This window comes from Skermanella aerolata KACC 11604, assembly GCF_000936425.1.
Taxonomy (GTDB): Bacteria; Pseudomonadota; Alphaproteobacteria; order Azospirillales; family Azospirillaceae; genus Skermanella; species Skermanella aerolata.
The window spans coordinates 359,166-385,908 of the sequence record NZ_AVFK01000001.1 but is presented as its reverse complement, the minus strand read 5'-3'; the positions used below and the strand labels follow the sequence as shown (position 1 = coordinate 385,908).

21 protein-coding genes are annotated in these 26,743 nt (G+C 65.7%); 3 read left to right on the top strand and 18 right to left on the bottom strand.

What is annotated here, in order from left to right; all coding sequences use genetic code 11:
- Window positions 1–154: 154 nt before the first annotated feature.
- From N826_RS01700 to N826_RS01670, 7 genes are all read right to left on the bottom strand, one after another.
- Window positions 155–721 carry a histidine phosphatase family protein gene (locus tag N826_RS01700; RefSeq protein ID WP_044425568.1) on the bottom strand — a complete coding sequence of 189 codons (567 nt, stop codon included), beginning with the start codon at window positions 719–721 and terminating at the stop codon, window positions 155–157.
- Window positions 722–811: 90 nt separating this feature from the next.
- Window positions 812–2,293: an ethanolamine permease gene (gene eat, locus N826_RS01695; RefSeq protein WP_044425567.1), complete on the bottom strand. Its 1,482-nt coding sequence runs from the start codon at window positions 2,291–2,293 to the stop codon at window positions 812–814.
- A gap of 92 nt (window positions 2,294–2,385) precedes the next feature.
- A complete protein-coding gene (locus tag N826_RS01690; RefSeq protein WP_044425859.1) occupies window positions 2,386–3,210 on the bottom strand; it encodes an ABC transporter permease in 825 nt (274 codons plus the stop codon).
- 5 nt (window positions 3,211–3,215) lie between these two features.
- Window positions 3,216–4,472 (bottom strand): ABC transporter permease, encoded by a 1,257-nt coding sequence (locus tag N826_RS01685; RefSeq protein WP_044425566.1) that lies wholly within the window; start codon window positions 4,470–4,472, stop codon window positions 3,216–3,218.
- Window positions 4,473–4,494: 22 nt separating this feature from the next.
- A complete protein-coding gene (locus N826_RS01680) occupies window positions 4,495–5,535 on the bottom strand; it encodes an ABC transporter substrate-binding protein (protein WP_044425565.1) in 1,041 nt (346 codons plus the stop codon).
- Between the two features lie 92 nt (window positions 5,536–5,627).
- A complete protein-coding gene (murJ, locus tag N826_RS01675; RefSeq protein WP_044425564.1) occupies window positions 5,628–7,178 on the bottom strand; it encodes a murein biosynthesis integral membrane protein MurJ in 1,551 nt (516 codons plus the stop codon).
- Window positions 7,179–7,235: 57 nt separating this feature from the next.
- Window positions 7,236–8,396 carry an ABC transporter ATP-binding protein gene (locus N826_RS01670; protein WP_084720408.1) on the bottom strand — a complete coding sequence of 387 codons (1,161 nt, stop codon included), beginning with the start codon at window positions 8,394–8,396 and terminating at the stop codon, window positions 7,236–7,238.
- 193 nt (window positions 8,397–8,589) lie between these two features.
- Between N826_RS01670 and N826_RS01665 the strand changes: the two genes are divergently transcribed.
- Window positions 8,590–11,187, top strand: coding sequence for an ankyrin repeat domain-containing protein (locus N826_RS01665; protein ID WP_084720407.1), 2,598 nt, complete (start codon window positions 8,590–8,592; stop codon window positions 11,185–11,187).
- An 8-nt stretch (window positions 11,188–11,195) separates the two neighbouring features.
- Window positions 11,196–11,729, top strand: a complete 534-nt coding sequence (locus tag N826_RS01660; RefSeq protein ID WP_044425561.1) for a hypothetical protein — start codon at window positions 11,196–11,198, stop codon at window positions 11,727–11,729.
- Window positions 11,730–11,747: 18 nt separating this feature from the next.
- Here the strand turns inward: N826_RS01660 and N826_RS01655 are convergent, their stop codons facing one another.
- The 7 genes from N826_RS01655 to N826_RS01625 all read right to left on the bottom strand — a co-directional run bounded on the left by N826_RS01655 (window position 11,748) and on the right by N826_RS01625 (window position 19,418).
- Window positions 11,748–12,263 (bottom strand): NADH-quinone oxidoreductase subunit B family protein, encoded by a 516-nt coding sequence (locus N826_RS01655; protein ID WP_044425560.1) that lies wholly within the window; start codon window positions 12,261–12,263, stop codon window positions 11,748–11,750.
- Window positions 12,264–12,272: 9 nt separating this feature from the next.
- Entirely contained in the window at window positions 12,273–13,781 is a 1,509-nt protein-coding gene (locus tag N826_RS01650) for a hydrogenase large subunit (protein WP_044425559.1), read from the bottom strand.
- 13 nt (window positions 13,782–13,794) lie between these two features.
- Entirely contained in the window at window positions 13,795–15,243 is a 1,449-nt protein-coding gene (locus tag N826_RS01645) for a hydrogenase 4 subunit F (protein WP_044425558.1), read from the bottom strand.
- Entirely contained in the window at window positions 15,240–15,902 is a 663-nt protein-coding gene (locus tag N826_RS01640) for a hydrogenase-4 component E (RefSeq protein ID WP_044425557.1), read from the bottom strand. The genes N826_RS01645 and N826_RS01640 overlap by 4 nt, the downstream gene beginning before the upstream one ends.
- Before the next feature lie 9 nt (window positions 15,903–15,911).
- Window positions 15,912–16,877 carry a respiratory chain complex I subunit 1 family protein gene (locus tag N826_RS01635; protein ID WP_044425556.1) on the bottom strand — a complete coding sequence of 322 codons (966 nt, stop codon included), beginning with the start codon at window positions 16,875–16,877 and terminating at the stop codon, window positions 15,912–15,914.
- On the bottom strand, window positions 16,874–18,883 hold the full coding sequence (hyfB, locus tag N826_RS01630) for a hydrogenase 4 subunit B (RefSeq protein WP_244619388.1): 2,010 nt from the start codon (window positions 18,881–18,883) through the stop codon (window positions 16,874–16,876). Before hyfB ends, N826_RS01635 begins: the two co-directional genes overlap by 4 nt.
- Before the next feature lie 346 nt (window positions 18,884–19,229).
- Complete coding sequence (locus tag N826_RS01625; protein ID WP_044425554.1) at window positions 19,230–19,418, bottom strand: hypothetical protein; 189 nt, start codon at window positions 19,416–19,418, stop codon at window positions 19,230–19,232.
- Between the two features lie 170 nt (window positions 19,419–19,588).
- Between N826_RS01625 and N826_RS01620 the strand changes: the two genes are divergently transcribed.
- The gene (locus tag N826_RS01620; RefSeq protein WP_044425553.1) at window positions 19,589–22,072 is read left to right on the top strand and encodes a Tex family protein; all 2,484 of its coding nucleotides are present in this window, start codon (window positions 19,589–19,591) and stop codon (window positions 22,070–22,072) included.
- A gap of 44 nt (window positions 22,073–22,116) precedes the next feature.
- On the opposite strand, the gene nadC is transcribed toward N826_RS01620, so the two are convergent.
- The 4 genes from nadC to N826_RS01600 form a co-directional block, all read right to left on the bottom strand.
- Window positions 22,117–22,953 (bottom strand): carboxylating nicotinate-nucleotide diphosphorylase, encoded by an 837-nt coding sequence (gene nadC, locus N826_RS01615; RefSeq protein WP_044425552.1) that lies wholly within the window; start codon window positions 22,951–22,953, stop codon window positions 22,117–22,119.
- Window positions 22,931–24,607 carry an L-aspartate oxidase gene (locus tag N826_RS01610; protein WP_244619389.1) on the bottom strand — a complete coding sequence of 559 codons (1,677 nt, stop codon included), beginning with the start codon at window positions 24,605–24,607 and terminating at the stop codon, window positions 22,931–22,933. Before N826_RS01610 ends, nadC begins: the two co-directional genes overlap by 23 nt.
- A 26-nt stretch (window positions 24,608–24,633) precedes the next feature.
- Window positions 24,634–25,641, bottom strand: coding sequence for a quinolinate synthase NadA (nadA, locus tag N826_RS01605; RefSeq protein ID WP_044425551.1), 1,008 nt, complete (start codon window positions 25,639–25,641; stop codon window positions 24,634–24,636).
- A gap of 175 nt (window positions 25,642–25,816) precedes the next feature.
- Window positions 25,817–26,590, bottom strand: a complete 774-nt coding sequence (locus N826_RS01600; RefSeq protein WP_044425550.1) for a hypothetical protein — start codon at window positions 26,588–26,590, stop codon at window positions 25,817–25,819.
- Window positions 26,591–26,743 lie beyond the last annotated feature (153 nt).

The following is a 26,743-nucleotide window of genomic DNA, read 5'->3' as shown; positions in this document are numbered from 1 at the left end:
TTTGCATTGCAGCAAGCGATTGCTGCATCGCCCTTGTTGGGCGTTTCCTCCCTAGACTCAGGCCGCTTTCGAAGCGGCCTTTTTTCTGCCAGATCGTTGAAGAATGGGCAAGCCTGTACAGAGGCGCTAGACCCATAGCCTTTGGTATATACCCTCAACGAAAATTAGCAGAAATACGTCCTATGGATCGGCCGTTCGGATCCATTATCACCATCTCCCCTGACGAGGGAAATATATCGGTCAGGGCTGTCACATTGACCTGATGGGTCACCAGCACGAGGGTCCCCGGACCTTTCCAGTCCGCGATCAGTTTCCTCACGGACTCGGTTTGCCGCTCTGCTTCGGCGCTTTGCCCGAAGAACGAGTTTAACGGTTCGAAAACTTCCACCGGCCCCAGATCCATCAGTTCAGCCGTATCGACGCATCGGCACCAAGCACTGGTCAGTATCCGACCGGCCTTCATGCCGTTCTGCCGCAAGGCGGCACCGATGGACTTCGCCTGATCGCGCCCCGCACCGGACAAGACACGCTGGGTCGAACAATCGTCCAGGCGGAAGCCCGGTGGATCGCCGACCCCCGGATTGGTCGTGGCGTGACGCATCAGGAGGATCTTGCCGCCTTCCCGCAGGGCCGCCCAGGCCGCTGCCTCGTCGGCCCGCGCCGGAACGGCGAAAGACAGGATCACGGCGATGAGGAGAAGTCTGGAAAGCGATTCGAGCATTGACGCGATCTACCTGAACCGGGAACGACCCTTGTTCAGGTAGATCGCGGGCATCGTCAATCCAGCGGGGCCAGTCGGGCCAAAGTTGACCTAATCGGCCAAGCCCGGCGCGGTGGCTCCACCTTTGGAGCGGTGGCCGATGGCGAAAGCTTCTTCGGGCGATTTCACCAGATGATGGCGGCCGTAGAGACCGAAATAAGCGATGCCGACCAGGAACCAGATGGCGCAGCCCCAGACGCCGGGCCGGTACTCCGGGTTGAGGAACAGCGAGATCAGCGTCACGACGGCGATGACCAACGCCACGACGGCACCGGGAACTCCCAGCGGACTGACGAAGGGGCGTTCGATATGCGGCAGCTTGGAGCGCAGCAGGATGAACGACATGAGCTGCATGATGTAGCTGATCATCGCCCCGAACACGGCCATATTAAGCAGCGCCGCCCCGACCAGCTTGCTCCCGGAATACTGCATCGCCAGCGCCACCACGAAGCCAAGCGTGGCTCCGGCGAACAGGGCCACGTGCGGGGTCTTCCGCTCGCCATGGGTCACCGACAGCCATTTCGGGAAATAGCCGGCGCGGGCGAGGCTGTAGATGTTGCGGCCATAGGCGTAGATGATCGCATGGAAGCTGGCGATCAGGCCGGCCGCCGCAATCATGGCGAGCACCTTGACGCCGATGCCGTCGCCGAAGATGGTCTGAAAGCCAAGGAACAGCGGTTCGGTCGAGCTGCCGACTTCCTTCGCTCCGGGTGCGATGCCGGCCGACAGGAACAGCGTCAGGAAGGCAAGGGCGATCAGCGTGAGGAGGCCCAGCAGAAGCCCGCGCGGCATGTCGCGCCTGGGGTCGTGCGCTTCCTCCGCGGCCAGCGGGAGCTGCTCGATCGCCAGGAAGAACCAGATCGCGAAGGGGAGTGCCGCAGTGATCCCAGCCAAGCCGAAGGGAAGGAAGGCGCTGCCGCCCGGTCCAGGCTCGATGTTGAGGGCGTTGGCGGCGAAGTCGAAATGGCTGATGGCGCCGACGAAGAAGACGATCAGGATCGCCAGGGCGATGAAGGTGATGACCAGAGTGAACTTGAAGCTGAGTTCGACGCCCCAGTAGTTCAGCCCGACGAAGATCACGTAGCAGACCAGCCACCAGACCGGAGCCAATTCCGCCGGGGTGCCGAAGATCGCGCCGAGATAGCCGCCGATGCCGACCACGATGACCGCCGGAGTCAGCACGTATTCCATGTTCTCGCCGAGGCCGGTCAGGAAGCCACCCCAGGGACCAAGCGCCGAGCGCCCGAAACTGTAGGCTCCACCCGTATGCGGAAGGGCCGGCGACATCTCGGCGAGGCTGAAGCAGAGGCCCAGATACATCACGACGACGATCAGCGTCGCGATGAACAACCCGCCGAAGCCGCCGGCCGCCAAACCGAAGTTCCAGCCGAAGAAGTCTCCGGAGATGACGGCGCCGACGCCAAGCGCCCACAGGGACCATACCCCGGCATATTTTCGAAGGCCCCGCTTCTCGAAGTAGGCGGCATCGACCGCATGGTACCGGACACCGTCTATGCTCTCAGGTTCAGGCATGATGACCTCGGGTTTGAGTTGATGCGCGGATGCTCCGGGGACGATCCTCTATCGGTTTTTTGTGCTTCTTGGCTTTTCTGATTATGTCGAGCTTAGCGAAGGCCGCGCAGGCGTTCGCTGCGGCGGCGCAAAGCCTCCATCACGGTCATCAGGGCGACGGACAGGACGATCAGCAGCGTGGCAGCCGCCGCGATGATCGGACTGATGTTCTCCCGGATGCCGTCGAACATCTGGCGCGGCAACGTGCGGTCCTGCGGACCGGTCAGGAACAGGGCCACCACCACCTCGTCGAACGAGGTGACGAAGGCGAACAGCGCCCCGGATACCACTCCGGGCAGGATCAGCGGCAGGGTGATCCTGAAGAACGCCAGTGTCGGGCCTGCGCCAAGGCTGGCCGCCGCCCGCGACAGGTTGGTGTCGAAGCCCTGGAGCGTCGCCGATACCGTGATGACGACGAAGGGCGAGGCCAGGGCGGTATGGGCCAACGTCAGCCCCACGAGGCTGCCGGTCAGCCCGAACGGCGCGTAAAAGAAATAGACGCCGACCGCGACGATCACCAGTGGGACGACCATGGGCGAGATCAGCAGCGCCAGCACCAGCGAACTGCCGGGAAACTTGGCGCGCTGAAGGCCGAGCGCCGCCAGCGTGCCGAGCACCGTCGCCAGGATCGTCGAGGCGAAGGCGACGATCACGCTGTTGCGGAGCGACGACAACCAGCGCTCCGACCCGAGCAGTTCGTGATACCAGCGAAGCGACAGGCCCGGCAGCGGAAAGCTCAGGAACGATCCGCTGCTGAACGACAGGGGCACGATCACCAGGATGGGCAGGATTAGGAAGCCAAGCACCAGAACCGCGATGGCCCAGAGCGTCACGTGCCACGCGCGCTCCAGAGGAGAGGCATAGGGAGGCAGGCTCATGACCTTCAACCCATCTTCATGCCGTCGACGCCGACGAGCTTGGCATAGATCCAGTACAGCACCAGGGTCGCCACCAGCAGCACCGAACCGAGTGCCGCCGCCATGCCCCAGTTGATCGTCTGGTTGGTGAAGAAGGCGACGAAATAGCTGACCATCTGGTCCCCTGCCCCGCCGACCAGCGCCGGCGTGATGTAGTACCCGACGCCCAGGATGAAGACGAGCAGCCCGCCCGCCCCGATGCCCGGCACCGTCTGCGGCAGGTAGACCCGCCGGAATGCGGTGAACGGAGTCGCTCCCAGGGAGGTCGCCGCGCGCACATAGGCCGGCGATATCCCTTTCATGACGCTGTAGAGCGGCAGGATCATGAACGGCAGCAGGATGTGGACCATCGCCACATAGACGCCGACCCTGTTGTAGACCAGTTGAAGCGGTTCCGTGATCAGGCCCAGGGTCTGGAGCGTCTCGTTGATCGGCCCTTCGCGTTGAAGCAGCACGACCCAGGCGCCGGTGCGGACGAGGATCGATGTCCAGAACGGCAGCAGGACCAGGATCATCAGCAGGTTGGCTATCCTCGGCGGCAGGCTCGCCAGCTTGTAGGCCAGCGGGTACCCGAGGAACAGGCAAACGACCGTCACGACGATCGCGATCCAGAAGGTGCGGATGAAGATATCGACGTAGATCGCCCGGTCCGGCGCCACCGACACGATATTGCCGTTGGCATCCATCTCACGGTCGACGGCGGCCAGCAGGTAGAGCGGCGTGAAGGGGGCCGCGGCACGGCGCATCACGGCCCAGGTTGCCGGCTCCCCCCAGACGGCATTGGCGCCGGTCAGGGTCTTCTGCCACGTGCCGTCGGGCTGCTCAGGCAAGGCGCGGGCGGTGGCGAACAGGGCCGAACGCATATTGGGAAGTTCGTAGGTCAGCCGCTTGGCAACGCCGGCGAGATTTCGCGCCTTCTGCCCAGCCGCGAGTTCCGACGCGAAGGTGGCGAACACGGGCTCGGGCGGCAGTCCGGCGCCGTCCCAGGCCCGCAGAACCTCCGCCGTGCGCGGCATGGCGGAGGGCAGTTCCGAATTGTCCAGGCTGCGGAACAGCATGGCGGCTATCGGCGCCAGGAAGAAGACCGCGAGGAACAGGAAAAGGGGGGCGACCAGCGCCACCGCCTCAAGCTTGCGGCGGCGCTGGGTCCGCCGAAGCTCCGCCTTCAGGCCGCCGCTGCTGGCCTGAAGGCTGGAGTCCCTTGGTACGGTCGGTGCAGTCACCGGGTCCGGCTCGCCGTTCCGGTCACTGTCCGACCCAGGCGTTGAACCTTTCGGTCAGGCGCTCGATGTTGGCGACCCAAAAGTCCGTGTTCAGTTCGAGGCCGGCGGCAAGGTTGCCGGGTTCCGTCGGCATGATCGGCAGGACGGCGGGATCGACCAGGGCAGTGGCTTCCTTGTTGGTCACGCCGTATGGGACCTTCGGCGGCAGGTTCTTCTGGTTGACCGGGTCGCTCATGAAGGCGATCAGGTCCATCCCGGCTTCCTTGTTCGGGCTGTCGCGCAGGATGACCCAGCTATCGACCGCGTAGACACCGCCCGGCCAGACGATCCTGAAGTCGCGGTTGTCGCTCTTATTAGCTGCCGCGATCCGGGCGTTGTAGGCGCTGGTCATCGCCACTTCGCCCGATGCCAGGAGCTGCTGCGGCTGGGCGCCCGCTTCCCACCACACCATGCTCGACTTGATCTGGTCCAGCTTCTTGAACGCGCGGTCAATGCCGGCATCGGTGCCGAGGGTCTGGTAGACCTGCGAAGGCTCCACCCCGTCGGCCATGAGGGCGAATTCCAGCGTGTATTTGGGGCCACGGCGCAGGCCGCGCTTGCCGGGGAACTTCTCCGTGTTCCAGAAATCGGCCCAACTCTTGGGGCCTTCCTTCAGGCGAGCACCGTCATAGGTGATCAGGGTCGTCCAGACGATGGCGCCGACGCCGCATTCATGGACGGCTGCGGGAATGAACTTGTCCTTACCGCCGAGCGCCGACCAGTCCATCTGCTCGAACAGGCCTTCCTCGCAGCCGAGCGCCAGTTCCTCCGCCTCGACCTGCACGACGTCCCAGTCGGCATTGCCGCCCTCGACCTTGGCGCGCAACGCGCCGACGCCGCCGTTCCAACTGTCGTCCACCACCTTGGTACCGGTCTTCTTGGAGAAAGGCGCGAAGTAGACCTCGCGCTGAGCGTCCTGATAGTTGCCGCCCCAGGAGGTGACCGTCAGGTCACGGGCTTCGGCGCTTGCGACCGTCGCACCCAGCAGTGCGGCGCCCAGGAAAAGGTTGGTCTTCCAGCTCATCGATCGTCACCCTGTCGTGTTTTTATGATTAACTGATCGCTTTTCACCTTTAGTTTTCATCAGCTTGATCAGCGTGTCCAGCGCAACGGTGGTCAGATTTTCCGGCGCCTGCGGGTATATTGTTTCAGCTCGGCTAGCGAGACGACACCCAGCGCCAGCCCGGCCACGGCGTAGGTTGCCACACCTGCGGATACCAGCACCCCAAGGGCGAGCGTGCGGGTCACCAGATCGTGGACCGCCAGAAGCTCGGCCAGCGGGCCTTGAAGCCCGACGAGAACGGCGGCCATGGCGACGGCGGCCAGCAGTTGGCGGGGAACCCGGCGCTTCAGCCGCGCATCCAGCACCAGGAAGCCGCGCCGGAACAGCAGGGTCGCAAGCAGCGCGCAGTTAACCCAGGATGCCGCCGAAGTGGCGAGCGCCAGCCCTACCTGGGAGAGCGGCTGCATCAGCACCAGTTTCAGCGCCACGTTGACCGTCACGACGACCAGCGCGATCTTGACGGGAGTTCGCGTATCCTGCCGCGCATAGAACCCCGGCAGCAGGCTGCGAATCAGGACGAAAGCCGGCAGTCCAAGCGCATAGGCCATCAGCGTCGTCGCGGTCGCTCGGGCGTCGGCAGCCTGGAATGCACCGCGCTCGAACAGGACCGACATGATCGGGTAAGCCGCCGCCAGGAAAGCGGCGGCTGCGGGCAGAGTGAACAGGAGCGACAGTTCCAGCGCCCGGTTCTGGCTTTCGCTGGCCTGGGCCATGTTGCCGCCCTTCAGGGCACGAGACAGCTCGGGCAGAAGGACGGTGCCGATCGCGATGCCGATGACGCCCAGCGGCAACTGGTTGATCCGGTCAGCGTAGTATAGGTACGAGACGGCGCCGGTCGGCAGCAGCGACGCGATCAAGGTATCGATGAACAGGTTGATCTGGGTAACGCCCGCCCCAAGCGCCGCCGGTCCGAGCACCGCCAGGAAACGCTTCACTCCCGGCGTTAGGCGCGGCAGCCCCAGCCTCAACGACATGCCGGCGCGGTGGCAATCCCAGGCGAGATAAAGGAACTGGGCGACACCGGCCGCCATGACGCCCCAGGCAAGCGCGTGGCCGGCCGTCGGCAGCAAGGGGGTCAGCCCGAGCAGCGCCGCGATCAGGCACAGGTTCAGCAGGATGGGCGCCGCGGCCGCCGCTGCGAAACGCTCGACGCTGTTGAGGACGGCCCCCATCAGCGACACCAGCGAGATGAACAGCAGGTAAGGGAAGGTGATCCGGGTGAACAACACCGCCAAATCGTACTTCATGGGCTCGTCCGAGAAGCCCGGCGCGAAGATCAGCATGAACGACGGCATGATCAGCTCGAACACGACCAGCAGCACAAGCTGGATCACCAGCAGGAACGCCAGGACCTGTTCGGCGAAGATCCGCGCCTGCGACCGGCCCTGCCCGACCAGGAACGCAGAGAACATCGGGACGAACGCCGCGTTGAACGCCCCTTCGGCGAACAGCGCCCGGAAGTGGTTGGGCAGCCGGAACGCGACGAAGAAGGCGTCGGCGACCGGCCCCGCCCCCAGGAGCGCTGCGGTCAGGATATCCCGGACAAAGCCGAGAACGCGGCTGGCCAAGGTCAGGCCGCCGACGGAAAGGATTTTGCGGAACACGGTCGAATAGCCTCGCGCGGCGGCGAAATTCGGGAGAACGGACGCCGGGGAGCGGCGTCAGACGGGATCGAGCGCCCGGCAATCCTTGGCGGCCCAGCAGACTGAAACGGCATGGCCCGTCTGGAACGCCTCGGCACTGTCGGCGAACGGCACTTTGACCATGAAATCCTCCGCGTCCGCAACCGCCAGCCGCAGGCGCAGGTGATCGCCCAGGTAAATCCGCTCCAGCACGCGGGCTTCCAGGCTGGTGACCGCCTCGTCCTGCGTCGGCTGGAAACCGATTCGCTCGGGCCGGATCGACAACGTCGTCGGCTGGCCGGGCTCATGTGCCGCGACGGCGGCGGCAAAGACGCTCTGCCCGGTCTTCAGCTCGACCCGGCAGATGCCGCCGGAAACTTCCCGCACGATGCCGTTCAGGCGGTTGTTCTCGCCGATGAAGTTGGCGACGAAGCTGTTGCAGGGCTGCTGGTAGATCCGGTCCGGCAGGTCGATCTGCTGGATGATGCCGTTGTTGAACACGGCGATCCGGTCGGACATCGTCAGCGCCTCGGTCTGGTCATGGGTGACGTAGACGACCGTGACGCCGAGCGATTCGTGGATGTGCTTGATCTCCAACTGCATGTGCTCGCGCAGTTGCTTGTCGAGCGCTCCCAGGGGTTCGTCCATCAGGACGAGTTGCGGATCGAAGACGAGGGCGCGAGCCAGCGCCACCCGCTGCTGCTGACCGCCCGAGAGTTCGGCTGGCCGCCGGCCGCCCAACTGGGACAGATGGACCATGCCCAGCGCCTTGGCGACCCGTTCCCCAATCTCCGCCTTCGGCATCTTCCGGACGGACAGCGGGAAAGCGAGGTTCTCGGCCACCGTCATATGCGGGAACAGGGCGTAGTTCTGGAACACCATGCCGATGTCGCGCCGGTGCGGCGGCAGGCGCGCTATCGACCGTCCGGCAAGGCGGATGTCGCCCGATGTCGGCACCTCGAACCCGGCCAGCATCATCAGCGACGTGGTCTTGCCCGAACCGCTCGGCCCCAGCAGGGTCAGGAACTCTCCCCGCTGGATCTCCAGGTTCAGGTTTTTGACGACCAGGGTCTCGCCGTCATAGGTCTTGCGGACGTCGATGAACTCCACATGGGGAGAAGACACCGATTGACCAGTGGCTTGACTGGAGGCGTTTTGGGCCGTGCCGCCGGGGGCGGCCGATAGATCTGTCTGGCTCATGCAGCCGACAATATCGCAAAAATGCCGGGCTGCCAGCCTCCTTGAAAGTCCCCTTCGCTAATGCGTTCCACCAGCGTCCCGATCAGGGAATACGCGGGTCGATAGCGGACACCCCCAATCGACGGGGACTTTTCACCCCTTTTATGTGTTCGTGAATTATGCGGGGGTTGATAGAGTGCAATCCTCCAAACACATGAGAACCGTAGATGCACCGTCTGAGGAATTTCGTTTTCAGGCGTCGCCAGGTAATCCATTCGATAGAATAGCCATGATGAGCAACCGCTTCGGTTTACGCGAAGAACCTTTCAAGATTACGCCGACAGCGCGTTTTACCTATGCGTCTCAGGAGCATGAGGAAGCGTTCAACGGCTTCGTTCTGGCTGTCCTTGCGCGTCGGCGGCTTATGGCTCTTTATGGAGAAACCGGGTCGGGCAAAACATCTTTGCTTCAGGAACTTCTCGACCATCTGGAAGGCGACGGCGCGATGGTCCTCGCGGTCGCCGCCAGACCGGGAATGACGGTCGAGGACATCATCCAGGAAGCCGGCGGCGAGTTGCTTCACGACGAGGCCAACGGTCAGCCGCTGACGGATATGGATGCCCTGATCGAGCGGCTGGAACAACGGCTCGAAGAAGCAGGGACCGGCGTCCTGATCGTCGACGAAGTCCACGAACTCGACCTGCCCGTGCTCTACGACTTGGTGGACATGGCGTCCTCCGACACCGAGACCGGCCGGTTTCTCCAGGTCCTGCTGGCAGGTGCGCCCGATCTGGAGCGCATGCTGGCGGAACCGGGCCTGGAAGACCCGATGCGGCGGTTGGGGGTGTCGTATCACCTCCCACCGCTCGACCAGGATCAGGTCGGCAGCTACATCAAGCAGCGCATCCGGCAGGCCGGAGCGGATCGGGACGACATCTTCGAGCCCGCCGCGATACAGGCGATGACGCAGTATTCGGGCGGCCTGCTGCAAATGGTGAACACGCTGGCCGATGTGGCGCTGAGCGGCGCGTCGCGCGCTGGCGAACGAACCGTCACACGTGCGCGGATCGATCAGGTGGCGGCGGACCTCGGCCTTCAGCCCTTGCAGGACGGTTTCGCCCACGCGCCTGAGCCTGAACCCGCCGAGGTCCAGGAGCCGATAGCGCGCCTGCGGCCGATCGCGCCGATGTCGCCCCCTCCCGTACAGGCGCCGGCTCACGTGCCGTTCCCGGCACAGCCCGTAGCGCCGCCGCACCGGGAGGTCTACCAGCCGGCACCGCGCCCTGTTCCCGTGCGCGCATATCAACCGCCGCGGGAACCGGAGCTCGACCGGGAGCCCGATGACTGGGACGACCAAGTCGAGCCGCCTAAAGCCGTCATTCGCCGCCGGTCCGACCGGCCCGAGCCGCGAATGCTGGAGGCGGACGCTTATCCGGGCATACGGCCCGACCCCCGCTATCAGATTCAGCAGGATTTCAGCCGGCCGCGCCGCTGGCCGCTGGTGGCCGCCTGCGTCGCCGCCTTGCTGGTCGGGGCCGGCGCCGCGACTGCCGTGATGCATCCGGAGGCGATCGAGCGGCTGTACGAGACCGCTACCGGCGGTCCGGCTCCCTGGTCCGACGGCGCGACCGAGACCGACGTCGCTGTACGCCCGGCCGAGCCCATCCCGGAAACGCCGCCGATCTCGGTCGCACCGCCACCCACGCCCCGGTCGGCGCTGCCGCCGGGCGATACGGCATCAACGCCGGCAGCGGTTCCGGAAGCGGCCCCGTCACCCGCCACGCCGGTCCCCCCGACTCCGCCCGTTCCGCCGTCGTCGAATTCGGGCGATGAGCAAAGGGTCACCGACCTTGCGGCCCGTGCCGATCGCTACATCGAGCAGAAGCTGCTGACGACTCCGCCCGGCAGCAATGCCTTCGAGATCTATCAGCAGATCACGCAGATAGCGCCCCAGCATCCCAAGGCCGCCGCCATCCTGAGCGCGATCAAGGACAGCTATCTGCGCTGGGGCATAACGGCGGAGGAGCGCGGCCAGTTCGACAACGCGGCCGGCTTCTACCGGCGCGGCCTAAGCGTCGATCCCAGCGACCAGAACTTCCAGACCCATCTGCGCAACCTTGAACGGAAGCGTCAGGCGGCCGCTGCGGCCGAACCCCCGGCGGACACTGCGGTCGCACCGCCGCAACCAGCGCCCGACCAGATCTTGCGCCTGCCCCCCGATTACGACGACCGCGCGGACGGAACGGCCGGTCCGGCCAACCAGTCCCTGCCGCCGCCCAACCGGTTCTCAACCCGCGAGGAGATGATCCAGGCGTTCCAGCAGCCGGGCATGCTTCAGTCCGTCATCCAGGCGGGCCGCGACATCGATTATGAGCTTCCTGACGGTAAGACGGCACTGATGCTGGCGTCCGAGCAGGGCAACGCGCCTGCCGTCCGGCAGTTGCTGGCGGCAGGGGCTGCCCCCAACGCCCGCAGCCGCAACGGCGGCACGGCGCTGATGTACGCGGCCTCGATCGGCAACAACGCCGCCGTCCGGACGCTGTTGCAGTCCGGCAGCGCCGTCAATTCCATGAACGTCGAAGGCAAGACGGCGCTGATGGCGGCGGCCGGCGGTGGCCATCTCGATACGGTCCGGGTCCTGCTGGAGAACGGAGCGAATATCGGGACGACCAGCATCCACGGGCGGACCGCGCTGAACTACGCCCAGGAGGGCGGGCATACCGCCGTCGTCAACCTCCTGAACTCCTTCGATCCGCAAGCTGCCTCGCGGCGCTCGTCGCGCGGCGGCAGTGAAGTCGGGCAATTGAACTGATCGGACTTATGAAACCACAAAACATCGGCGCCGCCTTGGCGGCGCTGCTTCTGCTTGCCGCCTGCGAGGATTACGGCAGGGTGACGCAGACCCAGGTCGATCCCGGCTACAGTCCGGACGAGCTTGGCTATGCCGGGGGCGACAAGGCGATCTTGACGACCCTGATCCACGGCAACCCCAGCGACGTTGCCGCCGACCGCTTTGCCGAGCAGGTGCTGACGTCGATGAACCGGGTCCAGGTCGGAGCCAGCCTGAAGTTCGGCCCCGATGCCGGTCCCGGCGGCCGACCGATGTACAAGGTCGTCATGGTCTTCAATCCGGAGACTCAGGTGATCGACTCGGAACTCTGCGCGGCCCATATCCCGCCGTCGCAGCCGTTCAAGGAAGACGTGACGGTGCGCGCCGCCTATTGCAAGGGCGGTAGGGCGATGTCCGGCGCCATCGGCACGATCGAAGCGGAGGACGCCGCCAAGCCGGACCGGATGGACCGCTTCATCCGCGACCTGACGGTGACGCTGTTCCCGACTCACCGGCCGTCATAGCGACTACTTAGCCGCTTCCTACTTCGCCGCTTCCACCAGGGCCACGAGGCCGGCGAGCAGGTCGGCTGGGCGCGGCGGGCAGCCGGCGATGTGGAGATCGACCGGAATGACGGCGCCGACGCCGCCGACGATGCCGTAGCTTCCCTTGAACAGCCCGCCGTCGAGTGCGCAGCCACCGACGGCGACGACCCATTTGGGGTCGGGCGTCGCGTCCCAGGTGCGGAACAGGGCGTCGCGCATGTTGGCGGTGACCGGTCCGGTCACCATCAGCACGTCCGCATGGCGGGGCGAGGCGACGAATCGCAGGCCGAAGCGCTCCAGATCGTAGACGACATTGTTGAGGGCGTGGATCTCCAGCTCGCAGCCATTGCACGAACCGGCATCGACCTGCCGGATCGACAGGCTGCGCCCCAAGCGGATGCGCGCCGCGCGGTCGAGCCGGCCGGCAAGTTCCTCGATACCGGCCTCGGCGGCTTCCGGCCCCTTCATGGTAGCCGGGCCGCGCAGCAGGTTTCGGGCGATGGTCTTCAGCATGGCGTCACGCTACAGGTCGTGCCCGGAATAGGAGCAATTGAAGCTCTTGTTGCAAAGCGGGAAGTCCGCGACGATGTTGCCCTCGATCGCTGCTTCCAGCAGCGGCCATTGGAACCAGGACGGATCGCGCGGGTGACAGCGCGTCACGATACCATCTTCCCGTACCGCGACCCACGTCATGATCTCGCCCCGGAAACTTTCCACCAGGGCCATGCCCTGCCCGGCCATCGGAACTACTGGAACATGGACTGGGCCTTCCGGCAGCTTGTCCAGGATCTGCTGGACCAGCGACAGGCTGGCCTCGACCTCCCTGATCCGGACCCAGACGCGGGCGTTGACGTCGCCTTCGGTGAAGACGGGGACGCTGAATTCCAGCTCGTCGTAGGGCGCATAGCCCGGACCGAGGCGGGCGTCCAGCCCGCGCCCCGATGCCCGCCCGACATGTCCGCCGGCCCCGAAGCGATTGACCAGTCCGCCATCCACCCTGCCCGTGCCGACAGTGCGGTCCTGAAGCGAGGCCTTCTCGTCGTAGATCCGGACGAGCGGCGGGAAGGCGACGGCTATATCCCGCACCAGACCTAAGATCGCGTCTCGCCCTTCAGCGGGCAGGTCAACCGCAACGCCGCCGGGAACGATCCGGTCCATCATCAGGCGGTGCCCGAAACACGCGTCCGCCGTCCGCAGCACCTTTTCCCGAAGCAGCCCGCATTCGGCCAGCATGAAGGCGAAGGACGCATCGTTGCAGATGGCGCCGATATCGCCGAGATGGTTGGCCAGCCGCTCCAGTTCCGCCATGAGCGCCCGCAGCCAGACGGCGCGCGGCGGGACCGGCGCTCCGACGGCGGCCTCGACGGCGCCCGCGAAGGCCCAGGAATGCGCCACGGTGCTGTCGCCGGAGACGCGCGCCGCCAGCTTGCCGGCTTCCGCAATCGAGCGGCCCGCCATCAGCCATTCCGTGCCCTTGTGGACGTAGCCCAGGCGCTGTTCCAGCCGGACCACGGTTTCGCCATTACAGGTGAAACGGAAATGACCGGGTTCGATGATGCCGGCATGGACGGGACCGACAGGGATCTGGTGCAGGCCGGGTCCTTCGACCGGCAGGAAGGGATAGGGCTCCGGCTGGCCAAGGGGGTCGGGCGGGTCTGCCGACAGCGGCAACCGGATCGGCCAGCTGTCATGATCGAGCCAGGGGCGCGGATCGACCAGCGACTCGGCGCAGATGCCGAACAGGTCCTGGATCGTCCGTTCCAGCCGGATAGCGCCGGGACGCACGCCGGCGACGGAGGGAAACCTGCCTTCCGGACAGGAGAGGGAAACGACTCCGACCGTCATGGCCGCTTCATCGCGGAGCGCCATGTGGACGATCGCGGTGTCAGCCCACAGGCCAAGCAACGACCAGTCGTCCTTGGCGGCAAGGGTGGTCACCAACTCGGCCCAGGCTTCGCGGCTGAGGTCGAAGCGCGGATAGGGGCGGTGGTTCTCGGCGCGCAGACCGACGGAGGCCAGATAGTCGAGCATGATATCCCTCCCCTCAGCCGAGAAGTCTTGCAATGGACTGGAACCAAGCAACCAGCGGCTCCGGCAGCCAAACGCCAGCGACCAGGACGATGATCATGTGGAGGACCAGCGGGAAGGTGCTGGTCGCGACGGGCTCGACGGATCCGCTCGGCGCGCCGAAGGCCAGCGATTGAAGCCGCAGGATCAGGGCGCCGAACGCGATCACGATGCCGGCGATCAGCGGCAGCGCCAGCAATGGGTTGCTGGCGAAAGTCGACGTCACCAGCAGGAACTCGCTCAGGAAGATGCCGAACGGCGGAGCCCCGGCAATGGCGAGGACGCCGACGACCAGTCCCCAGCCGATGGCGGGGTGGCTCGTGGTCAGGCCCCTGATCTCGGAGATCTGCTGCGTTCCCTTGACCTGGGTCGCCAGCCCGACCGCGACGAAGATCGCCGACTTCGTCAGGCTGTGCATCGACATGTGGAGCAGTCCCGCGAAGTTGGCGACGGGACCGCCCATGCCGAAGGCGAAGGTGATTATCCCCATATGCTCGATCGAGCTGTAGGCGAACAGGCGCTTGATATCGCGCCGGCGGTACAGCGTGAAGGCCGCCACCAGCAGCGACAGCAGCCCCAGCAGGATCATCAGAGGCCCCGGCGCCATCGTTTGCCCATTGGCCGTCATCAGCATCTTGAAGCGCAGCACCGCATAGAGCGCCACGTTGAGCAGCAGGCCGGACAGCACGGCCGAAATCGGCGTCGGGCCTTCGGCATGGGCATCGGGCAGCCACGCATGCAGCGGCACCAGCCCGACCTTGGTTCCGTAGCCGATCAGGATGAACACGAATGCAAGGTTCAGCAGTTCCGGGCTGACGCGGTTCATCCGGCCCATCATGTCGGACCACGTCATCGCCGTCGTCCCGCCGCCCATCACGGGCTGGGCGGCCAGATAGATCAGGATCGTGCCGAATAGAGCAAGCGCGATGCCGACGCCGCACAGGATGAAGTACTTCCAGGCCGCTTCCAGCGCCGCCGGCGTCCGGTAGAGGCTGACCATCAGGACGGTGGTCAGCGTGGCGCCCTCCACCGCGACCCACAGGACCCCTAAGTTGTTGGCGAACAGCGCCAGCAGCATGGTGAACATGAAGGCCTGGTACATGGAATGGTAGAAGCGCAGAAAGGGTGGCTTCAGCCGCCCCGTCTCGACCTCGTGCTCGATATAGCCAGCGCTGAACAGCGAGGTCGTGAATCCGACGAAGGCCGTCAGCAGCGCCAGATAGGCGTTGAAGTCGTCCACCAGGAACAGCGCCGTCGTTTCCGGAAAGCCGCTCAGCAGGGTGGAGGCCGCCACCAGCGTCAGGCCGGAGGCCAGTGCGTTGAGCCGCGTCGCCAGCCGATGCGGCCCGACGACGGCCAGCCCCAATGCCGACAGGAAGGGCAGCGCCAGGATGATGTGGACCGGGTTGACCGGAAGGAAGATCACCGGCTTTCCCCGCGGAAGCTGTCCAGGTCGTGCAGGTCGAGGGTGTCGAACCGTTCCCGGATGTGGAAGAAGAAGATGCCGAAGATGATGAAGGCGACCATGACGGCGAAGGCGACCAGCATCTCGACGATCAGCGGCATGCCCTGGACGCCGACGGCAGCCAGGATCAGCCCGTTCTCCAGCGACATGAAGCCCACGACCTGACCAATGGCGTTGCGCCGGGTGATCATGGTCAGCAGGCCCAGCAGCACGACCGAAAGGGCCAACGCCAGATCCTCGCGCGTCAGCGCCGTGACGTCTGATGTGACCGGCAGCACCAGCAGGATCGACAGCGTCACCAGACTGACGCCCGCGATCATGGTCGGGCCGACACCGAGCGCGGTATCGATCGTGCGCGCGATGTTCAGCTTGACGATGATCCTGTGCAGCGCCACCGGAATGACGACGGCCTTCATGCCGAGTGCCAGCACGGCGGTGACATAGAGGTGCGGCGCATCCTGGATATAGCCCTGCCACGCCGCAGCCGCGCCTAGTGCCGCCGACTGGATCGCGAACATCTTGATCAGCGCGAACAGACGCCGCTGGTACAGCAGGGCGAAGCTGAGCAGCAGAACAAGGGCTCCGAGCAGATGGGCGATGTCGTAGTGAATGCTGGGCATGACCGGCGCCTACAATCCCGTCGAGACATAAAGGAAGATCGCGCCGAGCAGGCTCAGCAGCAGGGCGCCGCCCAGGAACTCGCCGTAACGGAATACGCGCATCTTGGCGATCCCGGTTTCGAACATCGCGAGCAGCACGGCCCCGGCGACGAGCTTGAGCACGAAGGTCACCAGGCCGATCAGCAACTCGACCGGACCGTCATTGGGAGCGGCGATCCCCCAGGGCAGGAAGATGCAGGCGATCAGCGCCATGTAGAGCACCAGCTTCATCATGCCGGCCGCTTCGATCAGGGCCAGATGCCGTCCGGAATACTCCAGCACCATGGCCTCGTGGACCATGGTGAGTTCGAGGTGGGTGGCCGGGTTGTCGATCGGCACGCGGCCGTTCTCCGCGATGGCGACCATCAGGAGCGAGATCAGCGCCAGCGCCAGCGACACCCGCAGGCCTACGCCGCCGCTCAGCATGAAATCGACGATCAGCGACAGCGAGGTCGTCCGCACCAGGATCGCGACCGAGAAAATCACCATCAGCATGGCCGGTTCCGCCAGCGTCGCGATCATCATCTCCCGCGAAGATCCCAATCCGCCGAAGCTGGTCCCTACGTCCATCCCGGCAAGCGCCAGGAAGAAGCGGGCGCTGGCCAGCAAGGCCACCAGTGCTATCAGGTCGGCGGTAGCAGTCAGCGCCAGTGCCGTGGAGAACGTCGGCACCAGGGCCGCCGCCAGCCAGATCGCGGTGAACACCAGATAGGGCGTCGTCCGGAACAGCCAGGAGGCGTTCTCGGCCAGCACCACTTCCTTCTTCAGCAGCCGGAGCAGATCAAGGTAGGGCTGGACCAGCGGCGGCCCGCGCCGTCCGAGCAGCCGCGCCTTGATGACACGGACCAATCCCGTCAAACCCGGAGCCAGCAGAAGCAGCAGCGCCATCTGGACGACTTGGAAGACGCCCGCGAGTAGGGCCTGGACGACCATCATTGCGACACCGCCACCATGACAAGAAGCGCTACCAGGGCAAAGAACATCAGCGACAGGTAGCTGCGAATGGTGAGGAACTGGAGCGCATCGACCCGCTCGGAAATCCAGCCGACAACGCGGGTGATCGGGGTGAACAGCCAGTCCCAGGCGGGATCGCGCGATTCCAACGTGAAGCGGGCAGGCCGCGTTTCCCCCGGTGCCGGCATGTCGACCCGCTCGCGGGTCCGGAACAGGTGCCCGGCGAAGACCCGCCTCAGCGGCTGGGAAAAGCTGTCGGCGGAATACTGGCCGAGGGGAGCGGGATCGGTGAAGCCGCAGCCCCAGGCGATCGAGCGCCGCACCCGGTTGGACGCGTAGCGGTGGATCATGAAGACGGCCAGGATCGTCAGGATCATGATCGTTAGGAACATCATGAGGCCGCTGTAGCTGTTGCCGAACGCGCTGGCGGGCGCCAGCCAGACCCAGCCGCCATGGCCGCCGGCATCGAGCAGGCCCTCTCCCACGACGAGGCGGTTGACAGGCTCGATCATCTGGATGACCAAGGTCGGCAGTACGCCGACGACGATGCACAGGAAGGCCGGCACCCCGATGGCGGTCAGCATCACCGGATCGACCTCCCGCGCTTTTTCCGCGCCAGGCGAGCGCGGGCGGCCCAGGAAGACGATGCCGTAGAAGCGGACGAAGCAGGCGGCGGCAAGGGCGGCCGACAGCGCCAGCAGCGCCCCGATCACGGCGAATCCGATCTTCAGCTCCCACTGCTCGAGCAATGGGCCGTTCAGGACGGCCTGGAACAGCATCCACTCCGCCACGAAGCCGTTGAGCGGCGGCAGGGCGGAGATCGCGGCCGAACCGATCAGGCAGAACAGCGCCGTCTTGGGCATCTTGTGGATGAGCCCACCCAGCCGATCTAATTTACGCTCCCCCGTGGCGGTCAGGATGGCGCCCGACGTGAAGAAGAGGATGCTCTTAAACAGGCTGTGATTGAGGACGTGGAGCATGGCGGCCGTCATGCCGAGAGCCGCCAGGGCCGGTACGCCCGATGCCTTGAACACCAGCGCCAGCCCCAGCCCGATAGCGATCACGCCGATATTCTCGACCGTCGAGTAGGCCAGCAGTTTCTTCACGTCGTCCTGCATCAGGGCATAGAGCACGCCGACGACGGCAGTCACGGCGCCGATCACCGCGAGGATGCTTCCCCACCACCAGAGCGGCTGGCCGACCAGATCGAACAGGACGCGGATCAGGCCATAGATGGCAACCTTGGTCATGACCCCGCTCATCAGGGCGGAGACATGGCTGGGTGCGGCGGGATGGGCCAGCGGAAGCCAGACATGAAGGGGCACCAGACCTGCCTTCGACCCCGCTCCCAGAAGCACCAGCAGAGCCGCTATGCTGGCCGATACTACATCCTGAGGCTGCGCCCGGATGCCGGCGAAGCTGTAGTCCCCCGTGGTGCCGGCCAGCATGCCGAAGCAGAGCAGCAGGCAGGCCGTGCCGAAGCTTGCCATGACGAAGTAGACATGCGCCGCGCGCGGCGTCTCGTCCTCCCGATGGGTCGAAAGCACCAGCAGCCAAGAAGTGAGCGACATGAACTCCCACGCCGCTAGGAAGACGAAAGCGTCGTCGGCGACGAGCACGAGGTTCATCGCCGCGATGAAGAGCGGGAAGACCGGCAGCACCCTGCCCGGCTCGTCGTCGTGCCGCGCATAGCTCCAGCCGAAGACGGCGGCGAGGCACGCCGCCAAATTGACCGCCAGCAGGAACACGGCGGACAAGGCGTCCAGCCGCAGATTGGCGTGCAGCCAAGGCAGCCCGACCGGCAGCGCCAGCGTATCGATACCCGTCTCGCCCATCGCTAGGCGAACCAGTACGGCCAGCGCGGCACCGCCGCAGACGATGGCCATGCCGCCATGCACGACTTCATGGGCGCGAGGCAGCCACTGCCTCGCCATGCCGGCGAATGCCAGCAGCAGCATCGCCGCGATGCATAGACTAATGAATGCCAAGGTTGGGAACCGGCTGAGGGACCATGGTGAGAAACCACCGCGGGTATAAGGATATTTCCCCCGCTTATAACATGCCGGGCCGCCCCTGGTGCAAATATCCCGTCCGGGCATCCGGCGCCGGGAGGGGATTTCGGCAGTCTTCCATCACGGCGGCGGGCCAAGAAAAAACCAGCCTTCACTGACGTGAAGGCCGGAGTTTTTCAGTCAGGGAGGAAACGCACCACCGTGCGTCTGTGACATTATGATGTCGCCAACCGTGTCAAAAATTAGTTAACCGGGCCAGTCTCAATGACCCTGAGCCAGTTTGCCGCAGGCTACACCGAGCAGCGCATGGCCGCTCGTGCAGCTACGGCAGCAGTGCCAGCACCCTGGCCCAGGCCAGTACCGGCCAGATGACCGTGAGGACGAAAGTCGCAAGTAGTTGAGCCAACTGCCCCCGCCAGCCCCTCGATGCCGTTGCGAAGCGGCACTGCCAAGTGAATGCGCAGCCGATCGCCAGCCAGAGAACCGTCAACGCTATGAGTGGAACAGGCATATGGATCCTCCATGAGGGCGACCCAGAATTGCCGGAGGGTGTTTAATTTCACGTTAACCAACAACCCGATATGGCTTGTGTCGATAAGGTCCCTAGCCTTCAGGCATCTCAACGGAGTATAGGGTGGCCCACCCGACTTTCGGTTTTCACTGCAGCCGTGCCTTCACGACATGATCAGCATCAGCAAACGTATCGCCGACGAACTCTCCGCCCGGCAAAACCAGGTCGAGGCAGCCATTGCCCTGCTGGATGAGGGATCGACGGTTCCGTTCATCGCGCGGTACCGCAAGGAAGCCACCGGCGGCCTGGACGACACGCAGCTCCGGACGCTGGAGGAGCGCCTGCGCTACCTTCGGGAGCTTGAGGAGCGGCGTACCGCCATCCTGTCCAGTGTCGCCGAACAGGGCAAGCTGACGGACGAGTTGAAGGCGCAGCTTGACGCGGCCGACACCAAGACGCGGCTCGAAGACCTGTACCTGCCCTACAAGCCCAAGCGCCGCACCAAGGCGATGATCGCCCGCGAGGCCGGTCTGGAGCCGCTGGCGCTGGGGCTGCTGGAGAACCCGGCCGTCGCTCCGGAAGCGGCGGCGGTCGCCTTCGTCGATCTGGAAAAGGGCGTTCCCGACGTCAAGTCGGCGCTGGAAGGCGCCCGCCATATCCTGGTCGAGCGGTTCGGCGAGGACGCCGAACTGGTCGGCCGCCTGCGCGGCTATGTCGCCGACAACGGCAAGGTGGTCTCCGCCGTGGTCGAGGCGAAGCGCGACGAAGGCGCCAAGTTCTCGGACTATTTCGACTTCTTCGAACCGCTGAAGCAGATCCCGTCGCACCGGGCGCTCGCCATGTTCCGGGGCCGCACCCAGGGCGTGCTGGACCTCAGGATCGAGGTCGGCGATCCCGCGACCGACCTCCAACATCCCTGCGAAGCGATTATCGCCAACCATCTCGGCATCCGCGATGCCGGCCGGGCGGCGGACAAGTGGCTGCTGGAAACGGTGCGCTGGTCCTGGAAGACCAAGATCGGCCTGCATGTCGAGCTGGACCTGCTGGGCGACCTGCGCGACCGCGCCGAGGGCGACGCCATCCGCGTCTTCGCCCGCAACCTGCACGACCTGCTGCTGGCGGCTCCCGCCGGCCCACGTGCGACCATCGGCCTCGACCCTGGCATCCGGACCGGCGTCAAGGTCGCCGTCGTGGATGCGACCGGCAAGGTGGTCGAGACGACGACGATCTATCCGCACCAGCCGAAGAACGACTGGGAAGGCTCGATCGCCGTTATCGCCGCCCTGGCGTTCCGCCACAAGATCGAACTGATCAGCATCGGCAACGGCACGGCCAGCCGGGAAACCGACAAACTGGTCAACGACGTGATCAAGCAGCACCCTGACCTGAACCTCTCCAAGCTGGTCGTGTCGGAAGCCGGCGCGTCGGTCTATTCGGCGTCGGAAGTGGCGGCGCTGGAGTTCCCGCAGCTCGACGTGTCACTGCGCGGCGCCGTATCGATCGCGCGGCGTCTTCAGGACCCGCTGGCCGAACTGGTCAAGATCGAGCCGAAGTCAATCGGCGTCGGCCAGTACCAGCACGACGTCAGCGGCTCCAAGCTGGCGCGCAGCCTGGATGCCGTGGTCGAGGACTGCGTGAACGCCGTCGGCGTCGATCTGAACACGGCATCGGTGCCGCTGCTGGCGCGGGTGTCCGGCCTGTCGGACAGCGTCGCCCGCAACATCGTGGAATTCCGCGACCGCAACGGCGCGTTCCGCACCCGGAAGCAGTTGAACGAGGTCGCCCGGCTCGGGCCGAAGGCGTTCGAGCAGGCGGCGGGCTTCCTCCGCATCGCCAACGGCGACGACCCGCTGGACGCCTCCGCCGTCCACCCGGAATCCTATCCGGTGGTGGAGCGTATCATCGCCAAGGCCGGCAAGCCGCTGAAGGAAATCATCGGCGACGCGCCGCTGCTGCGCTCGCTGAGCCCGGAAGATTTCACCGACGACAAGTTCGGCCTGCCGACCGTTCAGGACATCATCGCGGAGCTGGAGAAGCCGGGCCGCGACCCGCGTCCCGAATTCAAGACGGCGGTGTTCAAGGACGGCGTCCATGAACTGAAAGACCTGGAACTCGGCATGGTGCTGGAAGGCGTCGTGACCAACGTCACGGCCTTCGGCGCCTTCGTCGATATCGGCGTCCACCAGGACGGTTTGGTCCACATCTCCCAGCTTGCCAACAAGTTCGTCAAGGACCCCCATACGGTGGTCAAGGCGGGCGACGTGGTGAAGATCAAGGTGCTGGAAGTCGATCTCAAGCGGAAGCGGATCGCCTTAACCATGCGCCTGGACGAGCAGGCGGCCCGCCCGGCCGCACCGGAGCCGCGTGCCGCGGCGCAGCCTCAGCAGCAGAAGCCGCGTGAGCAGCGGGGCGAACGCAGCGGCGGCGGTTCGGACCGGGGTGGACGCGGCGACCAGCAGCGCGACCGGCGCCCGGCGTCAGGTGCGCCCGGCGGCAATGCCGGCGGCGGCAAGCGGCCGGATCGCGGCGACCGTCAGGACCGTGGGGAAAAGCGGGCTCCGCGTGAACCGGCGGTGATGTCGGCGGGACCCGCCCTGGGCGGCGCTTTGGCGGAAGCCTTCGCGCGGGCGCAGGCGGCGAAACAGCAGAAGTAATGACGTGATGTTGGGCCACGGCCCAACATTTTGGTGCTCCTGCGTCAGTCGAAGTCCAGACCCACGTCGAAGTTGGTGACGCTGTGCGTCAGCCAGCCGACGGAGATCATATCGACACCGGTTTCCGCTACGGCGCGGACGGTGCGGGCGCTGATGTTGCCGGAAGCCTCCGTCAGCATCCGGCTATCGACCATGCTGACGGCGCGGGCCAGCGTTTCCGGCGGCATGTTGTCGAGCAGGACGGCATCGACACCCAGCGGGATAAGCTCCTCGAGCTGGGCCAGGGTGTCCACCTCCACCTCGATCTTGACCATGTGGCCAAGTCCGGCGCGGGCACGCGCGACGGCGGCCTGGATGCCGCCGCCGGCGATCAGGTGGTTGTCCTTGATTAGCACGGCGTCGTCCAGACCGAAGCGGTGGTTGCTGCCGCCGCCGAAGCGCACCGCCTCCTTCTCCAGCGCGCGGAGGCCGGGCGTGGTCTTGCGGGTGCAGGTGATGCGTGCCTTGCAGCCTTCTACCGCCTGAACGATCCCGCGCGTAGCGGTCGCGATGCCGCACAGGCGTCCCAGCAGGTTCAGCGCGGTACGTTCCGCCGACAGGATCGGTCGTGCAAGACCGGACACCACTGCCAGGGTATCGCCGGGGGCAACGTCGCTGCCGTCTGAAATCAGCGTCTCGATGGTCAAGCCGGGATCGAGCAGCCGGAACGCCGACAGCGAGACTGTCAGCCCCGCCACCCGGCCGGGATGACGGGCGACGAAGCGGGCGCGCGCCGTGGCGTCGGCCGGGACCACCGTGTCGGTCGTCAGATCACCAGCGCGGCCGAGGTCTTCCAGCAGGGCGGCGCGGACCAGCGGTTCATAGACCAGCGGGTACGGCATGGCGGCTTTCCTTTACGGGTTGCTGCGGAACGCGCAGGGCGTCGAAGTCGCGCAGGCTGATGAAACGGCGATGCTGCCACGCTGGCGAAGCGGCGGGGAAATCGGAGCGGTAATGGGCGCCCCGGCTCTCCTCCCTCTGGGAGGCGGCGCGGGTAATCAGGACGGCGCTCAGGAGGAGGTTGCGCAGTTCACCCCAGGCGACGGTGTCGGCGAAGGCGGCGGGCGCCTGCGCTGGCATGCCGGTACGTTCGGTTTCCAGCCCGGCCAGGAGCGTTAGCGCCCGATCAAGCCCCGAAGCATCCCGCGACAACCCGACATGATCGTACATCGCGCGCCGTACGCGTCCGCGCAGTGCTGCGACGGCCTCGCCGCTGCCGGCGGGAACGGAAGGTATCGCCGGGATCGCGATGGGAGGACGCTTGCCACCCACACCCGCGACGACGATCGCGCGGGCGACCCGGTCGCCGAACACCAGCGCTTCGAGCAGCGAGTTGCTGGCGAGGCGGTTGGCGCCGTGGACGCCCGTATTCGCGACTTCGCCGCAGGCCCACAAGCCGTCGATGCTGGTATGTCCGTCGGCATCGGTGACGACGCCGCCCATATGGTAGTGCGCTGCGGGCGCTATCGGCACCGGCTCGCGCGTCGGGTCGATGCCGGCTTGCGCGCAAAGGTCCAGCACCGTCGGGAAATGCCCGGCGTCTTTGGCAAGGGCGGCGCGCATGTCGAGCGTGACCCGCTCTCCCGCCGCAACCCGGCGCCAGACGGCGCGGGCGACGACATCGCGCGGCGCCAGTTCGGCATCCGGGTGCTCGGCCGGCATGAAGCGACGACCCTGGCCGTCGAGCATGACGGCCCCTGCCCCGCGCAGAGCCTCCGTCAGCAGCGGCAGCGGCTTGCCGGACCCGTCGTCCGCCGCCAGCGCCGTCGGGTGGAACTGGACAAACTCAAGGTCGCCCAGGGCAGCTCCGGCCCGCGCCGCCATGGCGAGGCCGTCCCCGGTGTTCTCCGCCGGATTGGTGGTATGGAGGAAGACGCTTCCCACGCCGCCGGTCGCCAGTACCACATGGCTGGCGCGATGGAAGATCCAGCCGTCCTCGGCGTGACGGGCCAGTACGCCGTGGACCCGCCCGTCGCGGACGATCAGATCGACGGCGAAGGCCTGGGTCATCACCGTGATCGAACCGGTGCGGCGAACGAGGTCGGCGAACTCGTGGGTCAGGACGCGGCCGGTGGCGTCACCCCCGGCATGCACGATCCGCGCGCGCCCATGGGCCGCTTCACGGCCAAGCATCGGCGTACCGTCGGCATCGCGGTCGAAAGCCGCCCCCGAGGCAAGCAGCCGACGGACCTGATCGGCGCCTTCCGCCGCCAGCAGGCGGGCCATCAGGGCATCGGTGATCCCGGCGCCCGCCGTGACGGTGTCGGCGGCATGTTCGCCCGGATCGTCGTCCGGGCCGATCGCGGCGGCCACTCCGCCCTGAGCATAGGGGCTGGAGCCGCCGAGCAGATCCGGCGTTTTGGTCAGGAGGGTCACCGGTCGCGGCGACAGGCGCAGGCTAGTGGTCAGCCCGGCCATGCCGGAGCCTATGACCACGATCCCGGCATCCCGGACGGCGGGCATTCCGCCCGCTGTCCCTTCAACGATATGCTTCATGGCGTGTGTTTCCCGGCTGCGGCCTTTCAGCGGCCAACGGCGATCATGCGTTCGACGGCAAGGCGTGCCCGGTCGGCGATGGCCGGATCGATCTCGACGCGCGGTTCCAGCGTGGTGAGGCTTTCCAGGATGTTGGCGAGCGAGATCCGCTTCATGTGCGGGCAGAGGTTGCACGGGCGGATGAACTCGACGTCCGGCAGACCGGTCGCGACGTTGTCGCTCATCGAGCACTCGGTCACCATCAGCACGCGGGCTGGACGCTTGTCGCCCACGTAGTCGATCATCTGGGCAGTAGAGCCGACGAAGTCGGACGCCTCCAGCACGTCGGGCGGGCATTCCGGATGGGCGATGATGGTGATGCCGTCGAACCGTGTGCGGTATTCCCTGAGTTGATCGCCGGTGAAGCGCTCGTGGACCTCGCAGTGGCCCTTCCAGGCGATGATCTCGACCTTGGTCTGGGTCGCGACGTACTTTGCCAGATATTCGTCCGGCAGGAACAGCACGCGGTCCACGCCGAGGCTTTCCACGACCTGCACCGCATTGCCGGAGGTGCAGCAGATGTCGGTTTCCGCCTTCACTTCGGCCGATGTGTTGACATAGGTCACCACCGGCACGCCGGGGTACTTCTGCTTGAGCAGGCGGATGTCCGCGCCTGTGATGCTGTCGGCCAGCGAGCAGCCCGCCGACAGGCTCGGGATCAGCACGACCTTTTCCGGGTTCAGCAGCTTGGCGGTTTCCGCCATGAAATGAACGCCCGCCATCACGATCACGTCGGCATCGGTGCTCGCCGCCTGCCGGGCCAGCGCCAGACTGTCGCCGACGATGTCGGCGACGCCGTGGAAGATCTCCGGCGTCTGGTAGTTGTGAGCCAGGATGACGGCATTACGCACCCTTTTCAGCGTGTTGATCGCGTGGATCAAGGGAGCATGAAACGGCCATTCGACCGCAGGAACGACCCGACGCATCCGTTCGTAGATGGATGCGGTCGCTTCGGCAACGGCAGGGGTATAGGCGAGATCGGCGGCTGCGGACATTGGCTGGTTCCAGGATGGCTTATTTCAGGGCTTTGCTGAAGGCCTTTCTGCTCTACCTGAGCACATTCTATTTATGTTCGCAACGAGTATATCACTATATACTCTTAATAAGCATAAATAGGGCTACGAAAAAGCGCGGAGAACATGGTTCTCCGCGCCACTTTAAAGACCGTTTTCAGAAACCCTGAGCTTGTGCCTGAGCCATCGCCAAGCCGCCGCCCGCGACGAAGACGTTGAGCGGAAGTGCTGCCAGTGCGCCGTCGTCACGGGTCATCAGGACCATGAAGGTGCCGGCGCCGGAGCCGCGACCGACACGCACGACCAGATCTTCGACAGGGGAGCCGGCAACGTCGACCGACGCCACCACATCCAGGCTCCACCTGGCGTCGCCATGTGCAACATCGATCCTGTGGTCGGTCACGGCGAAGCTGTCTGCCGGCACGTTCGCCAGCCGGCGCGTCTTGCCGCCCCAAGCCGGGGCAAGAGCATTGAGCGTCGCAGGGTCGAGACGATCGGCTACGGCGCGGGCGAGACTAGCTTGCGGTGCGATATGCTCCTCCGGCGTCCTGGAATTGTGGAGCAGCCGCATGAGCGAGCATTCCTGATAGTGGGACGCCAGCGGATGGTCGGCCAAACCTCGGCCGCGCGCATCGCGCCCGGTCAGCGCCACATACCCTGTACAGTTGTCGGCCTTGAAGCGCCCCTCCGGGGTCTCGATCTCGATCACCGGCCGTTCTTCCGCCATCGTCTCCGCATAATGCGACAGCTTGTCACGGAGGCCGGCGTCCAGAACGCCGGCAAGCCTCGCTCGCATCGGGTCCTCTTCCGCCGGTGCGGTCGAACCGACGGTCGCGATGACGAACAGGACCAGCAGCAGTACGCCGGCTGCGATGAGCCGGAAGACCGGTACTGAAGTGTCTAAGTCGGAGAGCGAGGGCGATGGGCGCATGATCGGCCTTGGTTCCAGGAGACGGCCAGCATCAGCGACACCAGCCATGTTGCATTGCAGCATAAGCATTGCCCGAAATCCAGGCGCAATGCCATGCGCCAAGGCGCCACATGCCATGCAATGTCAGAAGGCCTTGAACCCGGTACACGGACC